The organism is Streptomyces sp. RGM 3693 (genome assembly GCF_050471125.1).
In the GTDB taxonomy this organism is placed as follows: domain Bacteria; phylum Actinomycetota; class Actinomycetes; order Streptomycetales; family Streptomycetaceae; genus Streptomyces.
Genome location: NZ_JBMPPQ010000005.1, coordinates 1 through 18,076 on the forward strand (window position 1 = coordinate 1; position 18,076 = coordinate 18,076).

Genomic DNA, 18,076 nt, shown 5'->3' on the forward strand with positions numbered 1-18,076 from the left:
GTGTGGGGAAAGAGGGTGGGTGGCTAGGCCGAGTGGTTGCCTAACGGTCACCACTCAACAACGGACCTGCACACGCCCACTGCCGGTACTCCAACTCTCCTGGATTCCACCCCCACAGCCCCAGCACCGCGGCCGAACAGCCCGCGCAGCGGCAACGCCCGCCGCAGGCGATACGGCGGGAAAGCCAAAAACGTACGAGGCCCCGCGCCGTCAGGCGCAACGGGTTTAAACACCTCGCAACGCGGAGTCGATGAGCTTGGACCACTGGGCGACGACCCGGTCCCGGCGGGCCGAGTCGTCCGTCAGGAGGTTGGCCAGGCCCAGTCCGCGGGCCATATCGAGGAGCCCCTGGACGGTCTCCCGGACGCCGGGGACGGACTCGTCGGCGGCCAGCAGGGCCACCGCCGTGCGGTGCGTCTCGCGGCCCACCCGGGCCTCCAGGGCGGTGACGCGTTCGCGGAGTTGTTCCTCGTCGGAGGCGGCCACCCACAGGTGCAGCGCGGCCCGGAACAGCGGGCCGGTGTAGAGGCCGACCAGTTCCTCGACGATGATCCAGGTGCGGGCGATGGACCCGGCCGGCGGCAGGTCGTGCGCCAGGGCCTTCAGCGCGCCCTGCCGCTTCTCGGCGACGTGCTCGACGGCCGCGGTGAACAGGTCCTCGCGGGTGCGGAAGTGGTGCTGGGCGGCGCCCCGGGAGACGCCCGCCCGTTCGGCGACGACCGAGACCGTGCTGCCGGTCCAGCCGCGTTCGGCCAGGCAGGCGATGGCGGCCTCCAGGAGTTTGAGCCGGGTGGCGCGGCTGCGCTCCTGCTGGGGCTCCTTGGCGCCGCGGGCCGGGGTCAGCGCGCCCATGCCGGGTCCCGTCGTTCGAGGAAGGCGGTCATGCCCTCGCGCGCCTCCACGGAGCCGAAGAGTCGCGCGGACTGTTCGGCGAGCGCGTCGGTGTCCCGGTCGAAGGCGGCCAGTACGTGCGCCGTCACCAGCTTCTTGGACTCGGCGAGCCCTTGGGGGGAGCCCTTGCGGAGTCCGTCCAGGAGGGGGGCCAGTCCGGTGTCGACGTCGTCGGCGGTGAGCGTGACCAGTCCGATCCGGGCCGCCTCGGTCGGCCCGAACTTCTCGCCGGTGAGGTAGTAGCGGGCGGCGGCACGGGCGTCCAACCGGGGCAGCAGCGGCAGCGAGATCACCGCGGGGGCGAGTCCGAGCCGCGCCTCGGTGAAGGCGAAGGTGGCCTCGGGGCCGGCGACGGAGAGGTCGCAGGCGCCGAGCAGCCCAAGCCCGCCGGCCCGGACGTGGCCGGTCACCCGGGCGACGACCGGTTTGGGCAGTTCCACGAGGGTCCGCAGCAGCCGGGCGAGCCCCAGGGGGCCGTCCTTGGCGGCGCCCGAGGTGGCCTCGGAGAGGTCCGCGCCGGCGCAGAACGTGCCGCCGGTGTGGGCGAGCACCACCGCCCGGACGGCGTCGTCGGCGGCCGCGTCCGCGAGGGCCTGGTGCAGTTCGGCCACCAGGCGGGTGGAGAGGGCGTTGCGGTTGTGGGGGGAGTTGAGGGTGAGGGTGGTGATTCCGCGCTCGTGGGCGCGCTCCACGTACGTCATCGGGCCGTCGAATTCCTTTCCCTGGCGCGGAGTTCGCGCCGGAGGATCTTTCCGGTGGTGGCACGCGGCACGCTGTCCAGGAATTCCACGCGGCGCACCTTCTTGTACGGGGCAACTCGCTCTGCAACGTAGGCGATGACCTCGTCCGGGGTGAGTTCGGCCCCCTGCTGGCGCACCACGAATGCCTTGGGGACCTCGTTGCCGTCCTCGTCGGTGACGCCGATGACGGCCGCGTCCGCGATGGCTTCGTGGGCGAGCAGCAGCGCCTCCAGGTCGGCGGGGGCCACTTGGTACCCCTTGTATTTGATCAACTCCTTGACGCGGTCGACGACATACAGCCAGCCGTCGCCGTCGGTCCGCCCGATGTCGCCGGTATGCAGCCAGCCGTCGGGGTCGATCATCGCGTCGGTTTCGGCGGGTCGTCCCAGGTAGCCGCGCATCACCTGCGGCCCCCGGATGACGATCTCGCCGCTCTGCCCCGGTCCGAGGTCCTGCCCGGTCTCCAGGGAGACGATCCGCAGCTCCGTACTGGGCAGGAGGGTGCCGACCGCGCCCGGGGGCGGCAGAGGGCTTTCGGCGCGCAGCACCGGTGTTGAGGGGTGGTGGTCGGGTGCCGGCTGGGCCGCGTCGGGCGGTACGACGTGGGTGGCCGGGGAGAGTTCGGTCATCCCGTACGCCTGGAGGACGGTGGGCAGGCCCAGGCGGCGGGCGCAGGTGGCGGCGAGTTCGGCGTCCAGGGGTGCGGCGGCGCAGAGCACGCGCCGTAGGGAGGAGAGGTCGAACTCCGTCACCATCGGGTGCTTGGCGAGCGCCAGCACGATCGGGGGTGCGGTGTAGACCTCGGTGATCCGGTGCCGTTCGATCGCGGCGAGGAACTGGCGCAGGTCGAAGCGGGGCAGGACGACGACGGTGGCACCGTTGCGCAAGGGGGCGTTCATCAGGGCGGTGAAGCCGTAGATGTGGAAGAACGGAAGCACCGCCAGGATGCGGTCCCCCGGGCCGTTGGCCATCACGGGCGCCAGTTGGGCGAGGTTGGTGGCGATGTTGCGGTGGGTGAGCATCACGCCCTTGGGGGCGCCGGTGGTGCCGGAGGAATACGGGAGCGCGGCCAGGTCGGTCGCGGGGGTGATCTCCGGTTCGGGGTCCGGGTGGTCGTCGTCGAGCAGGTCGAGGACGGACCGGTGGCCCTCGGCGCGGTCGCAAAGAAGGATGTCGGCGATGCCGCCGGCCTGGCGGGCGGCGCCCCGGGCGGTGTCCAGCAGCGCCGCCACGGTGACGATCCGGGACGCCCCGGAGTCGGTCAGCTGCCGGGCGAACTCGGCCTCGGTGGCGAGCGGGTGGACGGTGGTGACCGCCGCCCCGCAGCGCGAAACGGCGTAGCACACCACGGGGAAGAGCACCGAGTTGGGACTGTGCAGGGCCAGTACGTCGCCCTTGCGGAGCCCGGACGCGGCGAGCGCGGCGGCCAGGCGGCGGCTGAGGTGGTCGAGCCGGGCGTAGTCGAGCGTGGTGCCGGTGAGCGCGTCGATGAGGGCGGGGCGCGCGCCGTACGCGGCGGCCCGCCCGAGGACGGCCTCGTGGATCGGCAACTCCACGGGAGCGACGTCGGGGTACGCACTGCGGAAGATGTGGGAGCGGTGGGAGTGGTCGGAGCGGTGGGAGTGGCGGGACGCCGTGGACGCCATCGATGTTTCGGAAGCGCCGAACGCATCGGACGACTTGGGTGCGTCGGGTGTCTTGGGTGCCATAAGGCCCTTCCCCTGGGTGCGGCAGTGGGTGGCGGCGGGGGCGGTGGAACTCCCTCCCGTATGACGGGCGTTGGTGCGCCGCGCCCGGTGGTGCCGGGTCCGGCGCACCGGCCGCTTCCTCAGTACGACTTCGGCAGCCCCAGGGACTGGTGGGAGATGAAGTTGAGGATCATCTCCCGGCTGACCGGTGCGATCCGCGCCACCCGGGCGGCGGTGATCAGCGACGCCAGCCCGTATTCCTGGGTGAGGCCGTTGCCGCCCAGGGTGTGCACGGCCTGGTCGACGGTGTGGACCGCGGCCTCGGCCGCCGCGTACTTGACCATGTTGGCGGCCTCGCCGGCGGCCATGTCGTCGCCCGCGTCGTACAGCAGTGCCGCCTTCCGCATCATCAGCCCGGCCAGTTCCAGTTCGACGTGGCACTGGGCGAGCGGGTGGGCGAGGGCCTGGTGGGCGCCGATCGGCTCCTTCCAGACCTGGCGGGTGCGGGCGTAGTCGACGGCCCTGGCGAGCGCGTAGCGGCCCATGCCGAGGGCGAACGCGGCGGTCATGATGCGTTCCGGGTTGAGGCCGGCGAACAGTTGGAGCAGTCCGGCGTCCTCGTCGCCCACCAGGGCGTCGGCGGACAGCCGTACGTCGTCCAGGGTGAGTTCGAACTGCTTCTCCGGGGCGGCGAGTTCCATCGGGACGGGGCTGCGGCCGAAGCCGGGGGCCTCGCGCGGGACGATGAACAGGCAGGGCTTGAGCTTGCCGGTGCGGGCGTCCTCGGTGCGGCCGACGATCAGCGTCGCCTCGGCGATGTCGACGCCGGAGACGAAGATCTTCCGCCCGTTGAGGATCCAGTCGCCGCCGCTCTCCTTGCGGGCGGTGGTGGTGATGCGGTGGGAGTTGGATCCGGCGTCCGGTTCGGTGATGCCGAAGGCCATCTTGCGGCTGCCGTCGGCCAGTCCGGGCAGCCACGTGCGCTTCTGTTCCTCGGTGCCGAAGCGGGCGATGACCGTGCCGCAGATCGCCGGCGAGACCACCAGCATCAGCAGCGGGCAGCCGGCCGCCCCCAACTCCTCCAGGACCAGGGCGAGTTCGGTGATGCCGGCGCCTCCGCCGCCGTACTCCTCGGGGAGGTTCACGCCGAGGTAGCCGGCCTTGGCGGCGTCCTGCCACAGCTCGTCGGTGTGCTTGCCCTCGGCGACGACGGATGTGAAGTACTCCCGGCCGTAGCGCTTGCCGAGTGCGGCGACGGCGGCGCGCAGGGCGCGGTGTTCCTCGGACTCGATCACGGAATTGCTCAGGGCGTTGCTCATGACGGCTCCTGGGGCGGTGAGTGAGTTCCTACGGACGACAGATGGTGGATGGTGGAGGCGGATGGTGGAGGCGGATGGTGGAGGCGGATGGTGGAGGCGGATGGTGGAGGCGGATGACGGATGGCGAGTAGTCGGTGGCCGGCAACCAGTGGCCGGCGGCCTGCGACCGACAGCCGGTAACCGGTAACCGGTAACCGGCAACCGGCAACCGGTATCCGACAGCCGGATACGAGTAACGGACATGGCACGTAAGCCAGTTACGCGACCAACCCCCGTCAGTCAGTGACGACGGCGAGCAGCGTGCCCACCTCGACCTGCTGTCCCGTGCGGGCGGGCAGGGCGGTCAGGGTGCCGGCCGCCGGTGCGGTGATCTTGTGTTCCATCTTCATGGCCTCCAGCCACAGCAGCGGCTGGCCGGCCGTGACGCGGTCGCCCTCGGCCAGTCCGTCCGCGATCCGGACGACCGTGCCGGGCATCGGGGCGAGCAGCGACCCGGGCTCGGTACGGGCGGTGGGGTCGGGGAACCGGGGCAGCGCGGTGAGGGTGCGGGCGCCCAACGGCGAGTCGACGTGGACCCGGTCGCCGTAGCGGGCTACCGCGAACGTCCGTCGCAGCCCGTCGACGTCCAGCACCACCTGGTCCGCGGCCAGGCGGAGGAGTCGGATGCCGGGGAAGTCCTCGGCGGTGAGCCCGGCGCGCCCGAGTCGGTAGCGGACCTCGTGGGTGGTGCCCGCGCAGGCGTAGCTCTTGACCTGCGGGCCGGCGGGGACGTTGCGGAAGCCTCCGAAGCGGGAGCGGCCGTGCGCGTCGGCCAGGGCGGCGGCCAGCGCGGACAGGCCGTCGCCGGTCGTGGCGGCACCGGCCGCGTCGGTCCCGGTGAGGGTGTCGAGGTTGCGGTCGTAGAAGCCGGTGTCCAGTCCGGTGGCGGCGGCGAATTCGGGGTGCCGCAGCGAGCGGACCAGCAGGTCGCGGTTGGTGACCGGGCCGTGGATCCGGGCCCGTTCCAGGGCGCCGGCCAGTTTGCGCACGGCCTCGGCGCGGGTGGGCGCCCAGGCGATGACCTTGGCGAGCATCGGGTCGTAGTGGATGCTCACGGTGTCGCCGTCGGTGATGCCGGAGTCCAGCCGGACGCCGTCCGGTACGCCGATCCGGTGCACGGTGCCGGTCTGCGGCTGCCAGCCGGCCGCCGGGTCCTCCGCGTAGAGCCGGGCCTCGACGGCGTGGCCGTGCGGTTCGGGCAGCGTGGCGGGCAGCGGCCGGCCCTCGGCGACGCCGATCTGGAGGGCCACCAGGTCGAGCCGGTAGATCTCTTCGGTCACCGGGTGCTCCACCTGGAGGCGGGTGTTCATCTCCAGGAAGTACGCCCGGCCGGAGGTGGGGGTCCCCCCGCCGGAGGCAGGGGGAGAGACCAGGAACTCGACGGTGCCCGCGCCCCGGTAGTCGATGGCTCGCGCGGCCTGCGCGGCGGCCCGGTGCAGGGTGTCCCGGAGCGCGTCGGGCAGTCCGGGGGCCGGGGCCTCCTCGATGACCTTCTGGTGGCGCCGCTGGAGCGAGCAGTCGCGGGTGCCGAGCGTCCAGACCGCGCCGTGGGCGTCGGCGAGGACCTGCACCTCGACGTGCCGCCCGCCCTCCACATAGGGCTCGACGAACACCTCCCCGTCCCCGAACGCGGCCGCCGCCTCCGCCCGCGCCGACGCCAACTCCTCGGCCAGCAAAGCCAGTTCGCGCACGATGCGCATGCCGCGGCCACCGCCGCCGGCCGCCGCCTTCACCAGCAGCGGCAGCTGCCCCGCGGTGGCCGCGGCCGGATCGACCGGTGCCAGCAGCGGCACCCCGGCCGCCGCCATCAGCTCCTTGGCGCGGGTCTTGGAGGCCATCGCCTCGATGGCGGCCGGCGGCGGCCCGATCCACACCAGCCCCGCTTCCGCCACCGCGGCGGCGAACGCGCTGCTCTCGGAGAGGAACCCGTATCCCGGGTGGATCGCGTCCGCCCCGGCCGTCAGCGCCGCCTGCACGATCAGCTCGCCGCGCAGATAGGTGTCCGCGGGCGTCTCTCCCGGCAGGCGGACCGCGCCGTCCGCCTCCCGTACGTGCGCGGCGTCCGTGTCCGCGTCGGAGTAGACGGCGACGGTGGCGATGCCCAGCTCCCGGCAGGTGCGGAAGATGCGGCGGGCGATCTCACCGCGGTTGGCGACGAGGATCGAACGGATCTCGGTACGGCCGGCCGCCCCGAAACCGGCCCCGGCCATGGGCACCGCCCCGGAATCGGTCTCGATCGCCGTCACCGCCCCGGAATCGGTCCCGGTCATGGTCACCGCCGCGGAATCGTTACTGGTCACGGAACCTCACATCCGGAAGACGCCGAAGCCGCCCCGCGCGCCCTCGACCGGCGCGGTGTGGACGGCGGACAGGCACAGGCCGAGGACGGTGCGGGTGTCGCGCGGGTCGATGACGCCGTCGTCGTACAGCCGCCCGGACAGGAACATCGGCAGCGATTCGGCTTCGATCTGCTGCTCCACCATGGCGCGCAGCGCCGCGTCGCCGTCCTCGTCGTACGGCTGCCCCTTCGCGGCCGCGGAGGCGCGCGCCACGATGGAGAGCACCCCGGCGAGTTGCTGCGGCCCCATCACCGCCGATTTGGCGCTCGGCCAGGCGAACAGGAACCGCGGGTCGTAGGCCCGACCGCACATCCCGTAGTGCCCGGCCCCGTACGAGGCGCCCATCAGGACCGAGAGGTGCGGCACCCGCGAATTGGACACCGCGTTGATCATCATCGCGCCGTGCTTGATGATGCCGCCCTGCTCGTATTCCTTGCCGACCATGTAGCCGGTGGTGTTGTGCAGGAAGATCAGGGGGATGTCCCGCTGGTTGGCCAGCTGGATGAACTGCGCCGCCTTCTGCGACTCCGCGCTGAACAGCACGCCCTGCGCATTGGCGAGCACCCCCACCGGATAGCCGTGCAGCTCGGCCCACCCCGTGACCAGGCTCGCCCCGTACAGCGGTTTGAACTCGTCGAAGTCCGACCCGTCCACGATCCGGGCGATCACCTCGCGCGGATCGAACGGCGCCTTGAGGTCGCCCGGGACGATCCCCAGCAGCTCCTCCTCGTCGTACGCCGGCGGCTCGGCCGGGCCCGGATCGCCGTGCGCCTTGCGCCAGTTGAGCCGCGCCACCACCCGCCGCGCCTGCCGCAGCGCATCGGGCTCGTCGACCGCGAAGTAGTCCGCCAGTCCGGACGTCCGGGCGTGCATCTCGGCCCCGCCCAGCGACTCGTCGTCGCTCTCCTCGCCGGTCGCCATCTTCACCAGCGGCGGCCCGCCGAGGAAGACCTTGGCCCGCTCCTTCACCATGATCACGTGGTCCGACATCCCGGGGACGTACGCGCCCCCGGCCGTCGAGTTCCCGAAGACCACCGCCACCGTCGGAATGCCCGCCGCGGACAGCCTCGTCAGGTCCTTGAAGAGCGCCCCGCCCGGAATGAAGATCTCCTTCTGGCTGGGCAGGTCGGCTCCGCCCGATTCCACCAGACTGACCACCGGCAGCCGGTTGCCGAACGCGATCTCGTTGGCCCGCAGCGCCTTCTTCAACGTCCACGGATTGCTCGCCCCGCCGCGCACCGTCGGGTCGTTGGCGGTGATCAGGCACTCCACGCCCTCGATCACCCCGATCCCGGTGACCAGCGACGCCCCCACCGCGTAGTCGCTGCCCCACCCCGCGAGCGGCGACAGTTCCAGGAACGGCGTGTCCGGGTCCACCAGCAGCTCGATCCGCTCCCGGGCCAGCAGCTTGCCGCGCTTGCGGTGCCGGGCGACGTACTTCTCCCCGCCGCCGGCCAGCGCCTTGGCGTGTTCCCCCGCCACCTCGTCGAGCTTCCCCAGCATCACCGCCCGCCGCTCGGCGTACTCGGCACCGCTCGGGTCCAGCGCGCTCCTGAGCACGGTCACAGCAACCCCTCCGGTATCTCCACATGACGGGAGCGCAGCCACTCCCCCAGCGCCTTGGCCTGCGGATCGAACCGGGCCTGCGAAGCGACGCCCTCGCCCAGCAGCCCGTCCACCGTGAAGTTCAGCGCCCGCAGGTTCGGCAACACCTCGCGGCGGACCTCCAACTCACCTGTCTCCGGCAGAAGTTGGCGGAATCTGGCCACCGTCAGCTCGTGCGCGAGCCACCGCCACGCCTGGTCCGTCCGGACCCACACCCCGACGTTCGCCGACCCGCCCTTGTCACCACTACGGGCCCCGGCGACGACCCCCAGGGGCGCCCGCCGGGTCGGCCCCGCCGGCAATGGCACCGGAAGCTCCCCTTCCACGACAGCCGGCGCCCCTGCCGCCACCGGCGCGGGCGCGATCTCCACCCGCCCCCCGTCCGGCAGCACCGCCACCTGCCGCACGTCCCCCACCGGCACGTACGCCGCCTCGAACACCCCGTACGGGGCGCCCTTTCCCGGCGGCGCCGTCACGTGGAAGCCCGGGTAACTGGCCAACGCCAGCTCGACGGCAGCCCCGCTCAGTGCCCGCCCGACGGCCTCCGGATCCGGGTCCCGCACCACCAGCCGCAGCAGCGCGCTCGCCTCCTCCTGCACCCCCGCGTCCGCGTGATCGGTCCGCACCAGCGACCACCTCACCTCGCGCGGACGGCTCGTGGCCCGCCCCAACGCGTCCTCCAACTGCCCGCGCACCAGCGCCGCCTTGGCCTCGATGTCGAGCCCGGTGAGCACGAACACCACCTCGTTGCGCCAGCCGCCCATCCGGGTCAGCCCGACCTTCGCGGTCGCCGGCGGCGCCTCGCCGCGCACCCCGTCGATCCGCACCCGGTCCGACCCGACCTCGGTCAGCCGTACGGTGTCCAGCCGCGCCGTGACGTCCGGCCCCACATAGCGCGCACCGCCCGTCTCGTAGAGCAGCTGGGCGGTCACCGTCCCCGCCGTGACCGCGCCCCCGGTCCCCGGATGCTTGGTGATCACGGCGCTGCCGTCCCGGTGGATCTCGGCCAGCGGAAACCCCGGCCGCCGCACGTCCCCCAACTCCCCGAAGAACGCGTAATTGCCGCCCGTCGCCTGCGTCCCACACTCCAGTACGTGCCCCGCGATCACCGCGCCCGCCAGCCGGTCGTAGTCGTCCGCCGCCCAGCCGAAGTGCGCCGCGGCCGGCCCGCTGACCAGCGCCGCGTCCGTCACCCGCCCGGTGACCACCACATCCGCGCCGCCCCGCAGGCACTCCGCGATCCCCGCACCGCCCAGATAGGCGTTGGCGGTGAGCACTCCCTCGCCCCAGCCCCGCCCCACCAGGTCATCGCCCTCGACGTGCGCGACCCGCACCGGGACCCCGACCCGGACGCTCAACTCCCGTATGGCATCGGCGAGTCCGGCCGGATTCAACCCGCCCGCATTCGTCACGATCCGCACGCCCCGCTCGACGGCGAGCCCCAGCCCCTCCTCCAACTGCCGCAGGAAGGTCTTGGCGTACCCCAGCCGCGGGTCCTTCAGCCGGTCCCGCCCGAGGATCAACATCGTCAACTCGGCGAGGTAGTCCCCGGTGAGCACGTCCAGCGGCCCCCCGGTCAGCATCTCCCGTACGGCCTCGAACCGGTCGCCGTAGAAGCCGGACGCGTTCCCGATCCGCAGCGGCTCCCGCGCGCCGGTCACCGCCGCACCTCACCCGGCGCCCGCCCCGGACCCGCCGGCCCGGCGAAGGACTGCGCAATGCCCAACCACCGCTCGGCGTCCGCCCCCACGGCCACCAGGGAGACATCGTCCCGGTGTACCCGCTGCGTCACCAACAGACAGAAGTCCAGCGCCGCCCCGGTGACCCGCTGCGCGGCCCCCGCCGGTCCGAACGCCCACTCCTCACCGCCGGGCCCGGCCAACTCGACCCGGAACTCCTCCCCCGGCGGCGTCAGCCCACGCACCGCGTACGCGTAGTCCCGGGCCCGCACCCCGATCCGGGCGACGTGCCGCAGCCGCGCGGTCGGCACCCGCCGCACCCCCAGCGCGTCCGCGACGTCCTGCCCGTGCGCCCAGGTCTCCATCAGCCGCCCGGTCGCCACCGACGCCACACTCATCGGCGGCCCGTACCAGGGCAGTTTGCCGCCGGCCGGCTGCGCCGCCAGCACCTCCAGCAGCTCCGCCCGGCTCGCCCGCCACCGCGCCAACAGCTCAGCGGGCGGCATCCGGGCCCCCCGCTCCGCCCCCTCGTCCACGAACGTGTCGGGCGACGCCAGCGCCGCCGCCACCTCCCGCCCGAACCCCTCGGGATCGACCGCGGACTGCACGGCCCGCTCGTCCGTCCACAACAGGTGCGCGATCTGGTGCGCGATGCTCCACCCGGCCGCCGGGGTCGCCCGACCCCACTCGGCTTCGGGCAGCCCCGCCACCAGCCCGTCCAGCTCCTCACCCTCGGCCCGCAGGTCCGCAAGGACCTCCCGAACCTCCTGCGGATCGGCCATCGCGCGCTCTCCTCATCCACACCGGACGCCCATATCCCTTACGGACAGGGCACGTTGACAGCTGCGGTGATGCGAGAACCGAGCGTGGCAGCGCCACCAGAAACAATCAAGCACGCATGCATGATTTTCTGCCATGACGCGCCGAACTCTCTCGACGCGCCCGCCCCCTGCCTGAACTACCGCCGCACGGGCGCGACGTCGGCCGCGTAGCGGAGGAAGGCGGCCCAGGTGGTGGGGGTGAGGGTGAGGTGGGGGCCGGTTGCGTCTTTGGAGTCGCGGACGCGGGTGACGTGAGGCTGGAAGGCCACCTCTACACAATCGGCGGCCTGCGGGCCGCTGTAGCTGGACTTCATCCATACAAGTTCGCTCTTCATGCCTTACCAGCCAACTCCTCGATGAATTGCAAGGATTCGTTGAGGGACAGGGCCTGCGTTCGGATCATGTCATAGCGCTGCGCCATGCGGTTGACCTTCTCGCGGTCGGATACAAGCACTCCATGGGCCTGACCTTCAACGTAGACCACTGTGCGCGGGTCCGGCATATCCAGCAGCGTCATCGCGCCGTCCAGACCGGGGTGCGCCACGCTCGTCGGCATGACCTGGATGGATACATTGTGCAGCTGTACCCACTCCAACAGCTTCTCCATTTGCCCCCGGTGGGTCTCTCGCCCGCCCATCGGACGCTCCAGCGCGGCCTGCTCGACGACAAAATGCGCGGCGGGGCGATCGTCGCGGGTGAGCATTGCTTGGCGATCGAGCCTCGCTCCGACCAGTCGGGCCACCTCGTCCTCCGTGAAGGCCGGGATACACCAACCGATCACCGCCCTTGCGTACTCCTCCGTCTGTAGCAGCCCCGGCACGCAGTGCGGGTCGTACGAGTAGCGCTTTGTGCACCTCTTTTCGAGCTTGGGCAGGTCCCGGAAGAACTTCGGATATTGCACCTCTTCCAGCAACGGAATCGCCGCCCGCAGCACTCCCTTCGCCCCCAGCAGATCATCCAACCGCTCCACCGTCGCCGGTTCCGGGATGCGCTGGGCGAGCTCGTACGACTTGATCGTGTGGGAGGCGTAGCCGAGCCGCCTGCCCAACTCCTCGCGGCTCAGCGAGGCCAGCTCCCGGAAGAGCTTCAATTGCCCGCCGAACACCCGCAGTGCCGCCGGCACCCGCTCCCCATTACCGTCTGCATTCATCGTGGCCCCTCGCGTAGAGCTACGCATACCCTCCGTACACGCGCCATTACTGGTCAGGCTAGGCAGGCGGCCCGACGATCGGAGCCATGAATCAGAAAAAGCCCTCATCCGGGGACAGGGACAGTGCTTTGGCCCAAGGACAGCGGGCCGCAGAGGAGTTGGCGTCGGCGCTGGCCACCGTGGGGTTCGTATTCCCCTCCCTCCGCGGCGGTTTTCCCGTCCTGGAGCGGGGGCGGGTCGAACTGGGCGGAATTTCCGCTTCCGAAGTGTTCCGACTGGCCGCCTGGATTCGTGAGCGTACGGAAATGCAGCGGGGGCGGGCCCGGTGAAGATCAGCCCGCGTCGGATGACGCTCTCGGTGTACCGGGTTTCGGCGGCCGGTGAACGCACTCCGTTACGTACGGTCGTCGTGCGGACCGACGACCCGATGCGGCTCGTCGACGACATGCCGGGGCGCTATCCACCTTGCGCGTGTCCGACGTGCAGGCCCACGGGCGGAAAGTCGGCAACGGCGTAGGCCGGAGGGGATGTCCCGGGGTGCGCCCGCAGGATCTGGAGCAAACGCCGGGGTATTCCTCATCCCACTGACCAGAAGCGCCCGCACCGAGGACGTACCCCGGGGCAGCCCCTCCGGCCCCACCCACCAGGCGGAACCCGCAAGGCGCCCGCCCCCACGGCGGTAGAGCCGACACCGCAGACAGCGCAACTCTCAGCGCCGCGCCCCACTGAGCACAGCCCCCGCACTGGCCACCACCACCAGCCCGATGGCCACCAACTCCACCCACCCCAACGCCTGCCCCAACACCAGGAACCCGGCCGTGGCCGCCGCAGCCGGCTCCAGGCTCATCATCACCGCGAACCCGGACGCCGGCAGCTTCCGCAGCGCCAGCAACTCCAGCGTGTACGGCAGCACCGACGACATCAGCGCCACGGCCGCCCCCAGCCCCACCGTCACCGGATTGAGCAGCGCCGTCCCGGCACTGAACACCCCGAGCGGCAGACTCAGCACCGCCGCCACCGTCATCGCCAGCGCCAACCCGTCCGCCTGCGGGAACCGCTGCCCGGTCCGCGCCGACAGCAGGATGTACGCGGCCCAGAGCCCACCGGCAGCCACCGCGCACCCGGCCCCGACCAGATTCAGCCCGTCGAACCCCGCACGCCCCAGCAGCACCACACCCCCCAGCGCCAGCGCCGCCCACACCACACTCAGCAGCCGCCGCGACGTCGCCACCGACAGGATCAGCGGCCCGAGGAATTCCAGGGTGACCGCGGCCCCCAACGGAATGCGATCAATCGCCTGGTAGAAGAGCGAGTTCATGCCGACGAGCGCCACGCCGAAGGCGACGATCGTCGCCCAGTCCCCCCGCCCGTAGCCCCGTACCTTCGGCCGGCAGGCGATCAGCAGCACCAACGCCGCGACGACCAGCCGCAGCGTGACCACGCCCAGCGCCCCGGCCCGCGGGAACAGCAGCACCGCCACCGACGACCCGAACTGCAACGAGACGATCCCGCCGATGACCAGCCCCACCGACACCAGCCGGCCCCGCGCCCGCGCCGCGCCCGTATCGCCCACGCCCCGGGCCGCGGCCTCCACCTCGGCCGACCGCACCTCGGGCGAGGGCGGCACGGGCTGAGGTATCCCGGAACCGGACGCACCAGACCCAGACGAACCAGCGGTGGACCCCGCAGAGGAACCCGCAGGGGAACTCGCAGAGGAACCCGCAGACGAACCCGCAGGGGAACCCGCAGACGAACCAGCAGACGAACCAGCAGAAGAGCCCGCGGACGACGCGGAGGACGCGGAGGAAGCATTCACACCCCCACGCTACGACCCACATTCCCGCACGTGAAATGTGTTTTCGCCGGTTGTTATGCTCCGCAGGCATGAGCATCGAGCTGCGTCATTTCCGCTGCTTCCTCGCCATCGCCGACACCCTCAGCGTGACCCGCGCCGCCGAACGCCTGCACCTCACCCAGCCCGCCGTCTCCCGCACCCTCCGCCAACTGGAGGACGCGCTGGGCATCCGCCTCGTGGACCGCACCACCCACCACCTGGCGCTCACCCCGGACGGCCTCGCCTTCCGCGACCAGGCCACCCTCGCCCTCTCCGCCTTCGACCGTGCCCTGGCCTACGGGCGCCGCACCGGCTGGCCGCTCCGCCTGGGCCACGCCTGGTCCGCGGCGGGCGCCGACACCACCACCCTGCTCCGCCGGTGGCACGAGGAGCACCCGGAGACCCCGCTCGAACTCCTCCGCATCGACGACCGCACGGCCGGCCTCACCCGCGGCGACGTGGACGCGGCCCTCCTGCGCGGCGAGGTCAGCGCCCCCGGCCTGGTCACCGAGGAGCTGACGACCGAGCCCCGGGTGGCCGGCCTCCCCGCCGACGACCCACTGGCCCGCCGCCCCAGCATCTCCCTCGCCGACCTCGCCACCCGCACCATCGCCCTGAACACGGTCTCCGGGACCACTTTCCTCGGCCTCTGGCCACCCACCGCCCGCCCCTCCTCGACGATCACCATCGGCAACACCGACGACTGGATCGCCGCCATCACCGGTGGCCGCGCGGTCGGGGTCACCACGTCCGCCACCGCCGGTATGCACCCGCACCCGGCGATGGCCTACGTCCCGCTGACCGACGCCCCGCCCGTCCCCGTCGTGATCGCCTGGCGCGACGGCCCCGGCCACCCCCGCATCCCGGACCTGGTGGCCCTGGCCCGCGAGGTCATGGGCTAGTACGGCCGCCGGACCGCGGGCCGCCAGCTAGCTCCCCTCCCGCGGCTCCCCCGCCTCCAGCGCCTCCGCCAGTACCTCCGCCAGGTGGCGCCCCCGGCGCGCCCCCAGCTGGGCGAGCTGGGTGCGGCAGGAGAAGCCGTCGGCGAGGATCTCGGTGTCCGGGCCGGCCTCCCGCACGGCGGGCAGGAGTTGGTCCTCGGCGCAGGCGACCGAGACGTCGTAGTGACCGCGCTCGAAGCCGAAGTTGCCGGCCAGACCGCAGCAGCCACCGCTCAACGTCCCGTCCAGACCGGCCCGTTCGCGGAGTCGGCGGTCGGCGGCGTCGCCGAGGACCGCGTGCTGGTGGCAGTGGGTCTGACCGGCGATCGGTCGGTCGAGGCGGGGTGGGGCCCAGTCGGGGGCGAGTTCCTCCAGCACCTCGGCGAAGGTGCGGACGGCGGCGGCGAGCCGGGCGGCGCGGGGGTCGTCGGCGAGCAGCTCCGGCAGGTCGGTGCGGAGCGCCGCGGCGCAGCTCGGTTCGAGGACGACCAGGGGGCGGCCGGGGCGTACGAGGGGGCTGAGCACGTCCACCGTCCGGCGCATGACGGCCCGGGCCTGAGTGAGCTGGCCGGTGGAGACGTACGTCAGGCCGCAGCAGAGGCCGGAGCGGGGCAGGCGGGGCAGCGGGAGCACCGGGTGGGCCGCCAGGGGTGCGGTGGGCGGGAGCAGGGGCCGCAGTCCGGCGGCCTCCAGAACGCGGACGGCGGCCCGCCCCACCTCCGGGGAGAGGAAGTTGGTGAAGGTGTCCGGCCAGAGGACGACGGTCCGGCCGCCCGCAGGCGCACCCGTCGTCGTGTGCCGGCGCCACCACCACCGACGGAACGTCTCCCCCGCCAGCTCCGGGATCTCCCGCTCCGGCGCGATCCCGCCGAGCCGCTTGGCGACCGCGGCCAGTGGGGTGCGGGCGAGCGCGTTGAGGACCGGCGCCGCGGGGGCGGCGGCGCGCAGCCACTGGGGCAGGCGGCCCATGGCGTAGTGGGCGGCGGGGCGGAGCCGACCCGCGTAGTGGTGGTGCAGGAACTCCGCCTTGTAGGTGGCCATGTCGACCCCTACGGGGCAGTCGCTGCGGCAGCCCTTGCAGGAGAGGCAGAGGTCGAGGGCGTCGCGCACCTCCGGGGAGCGCCAACCGTCGGTGACCACCTCGCCGGCCAGCATCTCGTGCAGCAGCCTGGCGCGCCCGCGGGTGGAGTGCTGCTCCTCGCCGGTAGCCCGGTAGGACGGGCACATGACGTCCGTCGAGCCCGAACCCAGCTGTTCGGTGCGGCACTTGGCGACGCCGACGCAGCGGCGAACGGCGGCGGAGAAGTCGCCGCCGTCGTGTGGGTAGCCGAACTCCACCGGGACCGGCCCCTTGGGCAGCAGGGCGAAGCGGAGGTTGTCATCGAGGCGGGCCGGGCGGACCAGCATGCCGGGGTTGAGGCCCGCGGCCGGGTCCCAGAGGTCCTTGAACCGGCCGAAGAGGCCGACCAGTTCTTCGCCGTACATCGCGGGGAGGAGTTCGGCGCGGGCCTGTCCGTCGCCGTGCTCGCCGGAGAGCGAACCGCCGTGCGCCACCACCAGGGCGGCCAGGTCGGTGGAGAACTCCCGGAAGCGGCGGATGCCGGGCGGGGTGAGCAGGTCGAAGTCGATCCGGACGTGGATGCAGCCGTCGCCGAAGTGGCCGTAGGGGGTGCCACGCAGGCCGTGCTGGGTGAGCAGGGCGCGGAAGTCCCGGAGGTAGGGCCCTAGTTGGGCCGGTGGGACGGCGCAGTCCTCCCAGCCGGGCCATGCCTCTCCCCCACGCTCGGCTCCGCTCGCGCGGGCGGTACCCCCATCGTCGGGCAACCGACTGGCGGCCCCGGAGGCGTCCTCGCGGATCCGCCAGAGGGCGCGTTGGCCGGCGGGGTCGGTGACGAGGGTGTGGCCGGTGGCGCCGTCGGCCCGCGCCGCGCGGCACAGCGCCTCGGCCCGGGCGGCGGCCTCGGCGCGGCTCGCCCCGCCGGTCTCGACGAACAGCCAGGCGCCGCCGTCGGGCAGCCCGGCGGCGCGCTTGCCGACCAGGTCGGCGGCCATGCCCTCGACGGTCAGCGGATGATGCGGGAGGAGGGTGTGGGCGGCCTCGGCGGCGGCGCTCTCGTCGGGGTAGGCGAGGATGGCCAGCGCACGGGCCGCGGGGGCCTCGACGAGCCGGACGGTGGCCTCCGTGACGACGCCGAGGGTGCCCTCGCTGCCGGTGAGGGCACGGGCCAGGTCGGTGCCCGCCTCGGGGAGCAGCGCGTCCAGGGCGTAGCCGGAGATCCGGCGCGGGAGGCCGGTCGGATAGCCGGTGCGCAGCAGCGCCAACTCCCGGTCCACGAGGGCCTTGACGCCGTCGCGCAGGCGTGGCGGGAGGCCAGTGGGGCGGCCTTCGGGGTCGGTGCCGCGGCCGGCCCGGACCGGCTCGCCGCCGTAGGTGAGCAGGTCCAGGGTGTGGACGTTGTCGGCGGTGGTGCCCCAGGCGACCGAGTGCGAGCCGCAGGAGTTGTTGCCGATCATGCCGCCGAGGGTGCAGCGGCTGTGGGTGGAGGGGTCGGGGCCGAAGGCCAGCCCGTGCGGGGCGGCCGCGGCCCGGAGGTCGTCGAGGATCACACCGGGCTGGACGACGGCGGTGCGGGCCGCGGGGTCCAGTGCGACGATCCGGCGCAGGTGGCGGGTGAAGTCCAGGACGACGCCGGTGCCGGTGGCCTGTCCGGCGATGCTGGTGCCGCCGCCGCGCGGCACCACCGGGACGCCGCGTTCGCGACAGACCCGTAGCGCCGCGGCGACGTCCTCGGCGTCCCGGGGCGCGACCACCGCGTCCGGGACCCGCCGGTAGTTGGACGCGTCCATCGTCATCAGGGCCCGGTCGGCGGCGGCGGCCGAGACCTCGCCCCGCACCGCCGCGGTGAGTTCGCGCGCCAGGTCCCGGCGGGCGGCCGCCGCCCGGTCCCTTCCCCGTCCGCTCGTGCCGGGTCCGCCGCCGTTCCGCTTGTCCATCTCCGTGCGCTCAGCCATGTCCCCAGACTGCCCTTG

The 18,076-nt window shown here is 72.8% G+C and carries 13 protein-coding genes; 1 reads left to right on the forward strand and 12 read right to left on the reverse strand.

Translation table 11 applies throughout. The features are described from left to right. Positions 1 to 225: 225 nt before the first annotated feature. The 11 genes from ACO0M4_RS39415 to ACO0M4_RS39465 all read right to left on the reverse strand — a co-directional run bounded on the left by ACO0M4_RS39415 (position 226) and on the right by ACO0M4_RS39465 (position 13,898). Complete coding sequence (locus tag ACO0M4_RS39415; RefSeq protein WP_430376078.1) at positions 226 to 852, reverse strand: TetR/AcrR family transcriptional regulator; 627 nt, start codon at positions 850 to 852, stop codon at positions 226 to 228. Next, positions 840 to 1,592 (reverse strand): enoyl-CoA hydratase family protein, encoded by a 753-nt coding sequence (locus tag ACO0M4_RS39420; RefSeq protein ID WP_430376080.1) that lies wholly within the window; start codon positions 1,590 to 1,592, stop codon positions 840 to 842. Before ACO0M4_RS39420 ends, ACO0M4_RS39415 begins: the two co-directional genes overlap by 13 nt. Beyond that, complete coding sequence (locus tag ACO0M4_RS39425) at positions 1,589 to 3,277, reverse strand: 4-coumarate--CoA ligase family protein (RefSeq protein ID WP_430376363.1); 1,689 nt, start codon at positions 3,275 to 3,277, stop codon at positions 1,589 to 1,591. Before ACO0M4_RS39425 ends, ACO0M4_RS39420 begins: the two co-directional genes overlap by 4 nt. 182 nt (positions 3,278 to 3,459) lie before the next feature. Further along, complete coding sequence (locus ACO0M4_RS39430) at positions 3,460 to 4,638, reverse strand: acyl-CoA dehydrogenase family protein (protein ID WP_430376082.1); 1,179 nt, start codon at positions 4,636 to 4,638, stop codon at positions 3,460 to 3,462. Positions 4,639 to 4,913: 275 nt separating this feature from the next. Continuing rightward, positions 4,914 to 6,887 (reverse strand): acetyl/propionyl/methylcrotonyl-CoA carboxylase subunit alpha, encoded by a 1,974-nt coding sequence (locus ACO0M4_RS39435; protein WP_430376364.1) that lies wholly within the window; start codon positions 6,885 to 6,887, stop codon positions 4,914 to 4,916. Between the two features lie 96 nt (positions 6,888 to 6,983). After that, positions 6,984 to 8,582 (reverse strand): acyl-CoA carboxylase subunit beta, encoded by a 1,599-nt coding sequence (locus ACO0M4_RS39440; RefSeq protein ID WP_430376084.1) that lies wholly within the window; start codon positions 8,580 to 8,582, stop codon positions 6,984 to 6,986. Beyond that, positions 8,579 to 10,282 (reverse strand): acyclic terpene utilization AtuA family protein, encoded by a 1,704-nt coding sequence (locus ACO0M4_RS39445; protein WP_430376086.1) that lies wholly within the window; start codon positions 10,280 to 10,282, stop codon positions 8,579 to 8,581. The genes ACO0M4_RS39440 and ACO0M4_RS39445 overlap by 4 nt, the downstream gene beginning before the upstream one ends. Further along, the gene (locus ACO0M4_RS39450) at positions 10,279 to 11,082 is read right to left on the reverse strand and encodes a TIGR03084 family metal-binding protein (protein ID WP_430376087.1); all 804 of its coding nucleotides are present in this window, start codon (positions 11,080 to 11,082) and stop codon (positions 10,279 to 10,281) included. The genes ACO0M4_RS39445 and ACO0M4_RS39450 overlap by 4 nt, the downstream gene beginning before the upstream one ends. 176 nt (positions 11,083 to 11,258) lie before the next feature. Beyond that, positions 11,259 to 11,456 carry a DUF397 domain-containing protein gene (locus tag ACO0M4_RS39455; protein WP_430376088.1) on the reverse strand — a complete coding sequence of 66 codons (198 nt, stop codon included), beginning with the start codon at positions 11,454 to 11,456 and terminating at the stop codon, positions 11,259 to 11,261. Beyond that, entirely contained in the window at positions 11,453 to 12,271 is an 819-nt protein-coding gene (locus ACO0M4_RS39460) for a helix-turn-helix domain-containing protein (protein ID WP_430376090.1), read from the reverse strand. The genes ACO0M4_RS39455 and ACO0M4_RS39460 overlap by 4 nt, the downstream gene beginning before the upstream one ends. 709 nt (positions 12,272 to 12,980) lie before the next feature. Then, positions 12,981 to 13,898 carry an EamA family transporter gene (locus ACO0M4_RS39465; RefSeq protein WP_430376092.1) on the reverse strand — a complete coding sequence of 306 codons (918 nt, stop codon included), beginning with the start codon at positions 13,896 to 13,898 and terminating at the stop codon, positions 12,981 to 12,983. Positions 13,899 to 14,155: 257 nt separating this feature from the next. Between ACO0M4_RS39465 and ACO0M4_RS39470 the strand changes: the two genes are divergently transcribed. Further along, positions 14,156 to 15,007 carry a LysR family transcriptional regulator gene (locus ACO0M4_RS39470; protein ID WP_430376094.1) on the forward strand — a complete coding sequence of 284 codons (852 nt, stop codon included), beginning with the start codon at positions 14,156 to 14,158 and terminating at the stop codon, positions 15,005 to 15,007. A 27-nt stretch (positions 15,008 to 15,034) separates the two neighbouring features. Here the strand turns inward: ACO0M4_RS39470 and ACO0M4_RS39475 are convergent, their stop codons facing one another. Then, entirely contained in the window at positions 15,035 to 18,058 is a 3,024-nt protein-coding gene (locus ACO0M4_RS39475; RefSeq protein WP_430376096.1) for an FAD-binding and (Fe-S)-binding domain-containing protein, read from the reverse strand. Positions 18,059 to 18,076: the final 18 nt, after the last annotated feature.